Raw genomic sequence first — 4217 nt, forward strand, 5'->3', positions numbered from 1 at the left:
TGCGGAGTTGCTGCTGCTTGGCCCAGCGCAGCTGCGCCCCCATGCCTTGCCGCCCCTGCCGGCTGGTGTGAGCCCTGCGTTGATCGCTCGGGTGGTGGTGGAGCACCTGGGGTTGGAGCCGCTGGTGGTGGACGCCGGTGCTGCGGTGGCCCCGGCGGTTCCGCATCTCCAGCTCGGCCATCGCCCCGCCCGTTGTCTCAGCACGGGGGCCGCCATCGAACCCGATCGGGTGCACCAGTTGCTGGCCCGCGGCCGCCGGTGGGGCCAGCAGCTCGGGCGGCTCGAGCCTAGGCGGCCCCTGGTGCTGGCGGAGTGTGTGCCTGGTGGCACCAGCACTGCTCAAGCGGTGCTCGAGGGCTTGGGGGTGCCGGCGGCGGGTCTGGTGAGCGGCAGCCTGCGGGAGCCTGCTCATGCCTTGAAGGCCCAGTTGGTGGCGCAGGGCCTGGCGGCAGCGGCGCTCACAACCCCGGCACCGGCTGAACTGGTGCTGGCAGCCGTGGGTGATCCGATGCAGCCCCTGGCAACTGGGCTGGTGTTGGAGGCGGCCCTGGCCGGTGTGCCGGTGCTGTTGGCTGGGGGCAGCCAGATGGCCGCTGTGCTGGCCGTGGCGCTGGCGCTGTGCGAGCCCGATTTGCGTCCGCAGCTGGTGGCCCGCACCGCCATCGCCACCACGGCCTGGGTGGCGGGAGAGGGCAGCAGCGATCTGGCCCAACTGCTGGACCAGATCGGCCAATGCTGGGGCGCTGAGCCCCTCGCCTTCGCTGCCGCGCTGCGCTTTTACGGCTGCCGTTCCCCGCAGCTGCTGGCGTTCGAGCAGGGCTACGTGAAGGAGGGCGTGGGGGCTGGCGGTCTGGCGGCGCTATGGGAGCTCAGCGGCCGCAGCCCCGCGGCGCTGGCGGATGCCTGCGACCAGGCCTGCAGCCAGCTGGTGTGATCAGGTTCGACCCTTAGGGTCGGGCCATGGCCCAAGCCCCTCTGCTCTCGCGCCGCCAGCTGCTGCAGCTGGCCAGCCTGGGAGGCCCTGTGCTGGCGGCAGGAGTGCTGGCGGGCTGCTCCAGGGGCGGTGATGCCGGCCAGCTGCTGAGTGTGCGCGGCCAGCTGCCCTCCGCTTGGCTCAAGGCGCTGCCCTCCAGCTGGCGCTCCCAGGTGCTGGACAGTCCGGTGGCGCTGCTGGAGCGGCTGCGCGATCCCAGCTCGGCGAGCCGCTTGGTCAGCCTGGGTGATGGTTGGGTGCAGCAGCTGCCCCCGGCTGAGCTGCAACCGATCAACGCTCCAGCCCTGCTGGAGTTGCTCGACCCGATCGCCCAGGCGCCCAGCCGCCTGTTTGCCGGACCGGAGGCTGCGGCGAAGGCTTTCCCCTGGGCCTTCGGCACCTGGGTGATCCTGCTGCGCAACCGCCCGGACCTTCTCCAGCGCCAAAGCGAGGGCTGGGCGCTGTTGCTGGATCCCAGCCTGAAAGGGCGTTTGGTGTTGCCCGCGAGCCCGAGGCTGCTGATCGCTTTGGCGCAACGGCAGCTGAGCTCCACACCTGGTGCGGTTCCCTCCCCTGAGGGCGCCGCGTTGGTGAATCAGGTGCGCCGCCTGCATCGCCAGGCCCTCAGCCTGGAGGAAAGCCAGGGGCTCAATTTCCTGCTGGCAGGGGATGCGGATGCGGCGGTGGTCACCAGTCAGCGCGCCGTGCCCCTGCTCCAGCGCGATCCGCGGCTGACGGCGTTCCTGCCGGCCACGGGTTCACCGCTCTGGTGGCAACTGTTAGTGCGCCAGGGGCCCAGGGGCACCACGGGTTCAACAGGATCGCCGCTGCCCCTGGAGTGGCTGCGGGATGGGTTGAGCCTGCCGCTGTTGGATCGTTTGCTGGCGGCCGGTTGGGTGCCGCCGCTGCCCACTTCCCAGCTGGCTTCAGCTTTGAAGCGCTGGCCTGCGCGGCTGCGGCCGCTGCTGTTGCCCCCGCCTGCGGTGCTTGAGCGTTGCACCAACCTGGAGCCGCTCAGCCCCGCACAACGCCAGGGCTTGCAGCAGTTGTGGGACCAGGCGATGGCTGGCTAAGGCTCAGCCCCAGAGGCGCCGTCGCGGAGCCGCCGCTAGCCGCTGGTGGGTGTCGGCCAAGAGATCGGGAATCGGCAGCTGGTGGGGGCAACGGGGCAGGCAGTCGCCGCAGCGCTGGCAGGCGCTGGCATTGAGCTCCTCCCACCAGTGGCCGGCCCTGCCGATCAGGTTGTAACGCTCCTGGGCAAAGGCGTTCATGCCATGGCCCACGGCCAAGTTGCGCAAGCGCAGGAGTTCCGGGATCGGTATCTCGTTCGGACAGGGCAGGCAGGCGCGGCATTGGCCGCAGGCTTCGGTGCCGAGGCGCTCTTGCCCCGCCGCCTGCAGGCGGCTGAGGCAAGAGCGGTGCGCGTCGCTCAGCCAGGGTGTGGCGTCGCGGAGTCTCTGGGCCAAGGCCAGATCGGAGGGCTGCTCGGCACCGAGGGTGAGGGTGGAGATGCCGGCATCGAGGAGAAAGCGATAGGCGAGCTCCAGGGGATGGAAGGGCGCACAATCCGCCAGCAGCTCAGAGGAAGGGGCATAGAGGCGTCCGCCCTTGTCGGCCGGAGATATGGCCAGCACACCGATCCCTTCTTGCAGAGCCGCCAGGGCGATGGGAAGCCGGGTTTGATCGAAGAGATGCACGTGCAGGCTGCAGAAGCTGAAGCGTCCGCTCGCTAGCGCCTGCTCGATCAGGGCATTGCTGCCGTGGCTGGAAAAGCCGACCTGGCCCACCAGATTGGTGTCGAGCGCCCAAGTGAGCAGGTCGGCGCCAGCGCCCTCGAGGGCCCAGCTGAGGTGTTCGGGCCGGTTCAGGCCGTGTACGGCCAGGTTGTGCAGCTGCGCCAGCCCCAGCCGCTCCAGCAGCGCCCGCAGCTGATCCTGCCCCTCATGCAGGCTGCACCCTGGCAGCAGCTTGCTGGTGATCACCAGATCGGCATGGGCGGCGGGATCGCGAACGCTGAGAGCACGCAGCGCCTGCCCCAGATGGCGCTCTGCCATGCCGTAGGCCGGGGCCGTTTCCACATGGTTGATGCCCGCCGCCATGGCCGCGGCGAGCACCGCAGCCATCTGCTCGGGGCTGCCTGTGGCGCGCATCGTGCCGAGGCAGAAGGGCGAAACTGGCGCCCCGCGACCAAAGGGGCGGCGCTCAGCTGGGGGCGGCTTCACCGCCGGAGGCGTGGTCATCGCCGGCTTCCTCCTCCTCGCTGCTGTCGGTCTGGGCCTGGCGGATGTGGCGCACCAGCTCGGCGGGACTGATCCCATCGAGGAAGCGGCGGAAGTCGGCGGCATCTTCGGCATCAGCCTCAGCATCCACAGGGATCGAGGCATCGGCCACCACCTCTTCCAGCATCCAGATGCCGCTGCCGGTGCGCAGCGCCAGGGCGATGGCGTCGCTAGGGCGGGCATCGAGCTCGTGGCTGCTGCCATCGGTGCCGCTCAGCTTGAGCACGGCTCGGAAGGTGCTGTCTTCGATGGTGTGAATGATCACGCGCTGCAGTTCAAGTCCGCCCGCCTCCAGCAACTTGGCCATCAGGTCGTGGCTGAGGGGCCGGGCGGGGGCCTGATCTTTCAGCCCCGCCATGATGTTTTGGGCCTGGGCCTGGTCGATCCAGATCGGCACCTGACGGCGCCCGGAGGGATCGCGCAGCAGCACGATCGGGCTGCGGCTGGCGGCGTCGAGGGCGATGCCGGCCACGCGCATCTCAACCATCGCTTGCCTGCAGACGCCCTTGCCCGATTATGGCCAGGGTTGATCGGGGCACCGCATGTTCACCGGGCTGGTGCAGGCCGTCGGGCAGTTGCAGCGTTGGAGCGGTGGCGTGGAACTGCTGGTGTCGGCTGAGTCGGGGCTCGATCCAGCCGCCCTGGCCCTCGGCGACAGCGTGGCCGTGGATGGGGTGTGCCTCACGGTGACCCAGCGCTCGGCCCACGGCTTCAAGGCGGATGTGAGTGAGGAAACGCTGGCCCGCACCACCCTCGCCGTCAAGGCCGATCGCCGCGGCTGGGTGAATCTCGAGCCCGCCCTGCGCCTGGCCGACCGGCTTGGTGGTCATTTGGTGAGTGGGCACGTGGATGGGCAGGGCACCGTGGTGGCCGTGGAGCAGCAACCGGCCTCCTGGCGGCTGGTGCTGCGCTGGAACAACCGCGCCTACGGGCGCTACGTGTGTGAGAAGGCCAGCGTGGCCGTT

4 protein-coding genes and 1 pseudogene are annotated in these 4217 nt (G+C 70.0%); 3 read left to right on the forward strand and 2 right to left on the reverse strand.

What is annotated here, in order from left to right; genetic code table 11:
- On the forward strand, nucleotides 1-934 hold a 934-nt coding region (locus tag ACIQ2E_RS12935), incomplete at its 5' end, for a nicotinate-nucleotide--dimethylbenzimidazole phosphoribosyltransferase (RefSeq protein WP_398331263.1).
- Between the two features lie 26 nt (nucleotides 935-960).
- Nucleotides 961-2046, forward strand: coding sequence for a hypothetical protein (locus tag ACIQ2E_RS12940; protein ID WP_398331265.1), 1086 nt, complete (start codon nucleotides 961-963; stop codon nucleotides 2044-2046).
- Between the two features lie 3 nt (nucleotides 2047-2049).
- On the opposite strand, the gene ACIQ2E_RS12945 is transcribed toward ACIQ2E_RS12940, so the two are convergent.
- Nucleotides 2050-3213 carry an aldo/keto reductase gene (locus ACIQ2E_RS12945; protein WP_398331268.1) on the reverse strand — a complete coding sequence of 388 codons (1164 nt, stop codon included), beginning with the start codon at nucleotides 3211-3213 and terminating at the stop codon, nucleotides 2050-2052.
- A complete protein-coding gene (locus ACIQ2E_RS12950) occupies nucleotides 3176-3739 on the reverse strand; it encodes a bifunctional nuclease family protein (protein ID WP_398331271.1) in 564 nt (187 codons plus the stop codon). The genes ACIQ2E_RS12945 and ACIQ2E_RS12950 overlap by 38 nt, the downstream gene beginning before the upstream one ends.
- A gap of 55 nt (nucleotides 3740-3794) precedes the next feature.
- Here ACIQ2E_RS12950 and ACIQ2E_RS12955 point away from each other — a divergent pair.
- Nucleotides 3795-4217: pseudogene (locus ACIQ2E_RS12955) on the forward strand (riboflavin synthase); the annotation flags it as partial.

The organism is Vulcanococcus sp. (genome assembly GCF_044369115.1).
GTDB lineage: Bacteria > Cyanobacteriota > Cyanobacteriia > PCC-6307 > Cyanobiaceae > Vulcanococcus.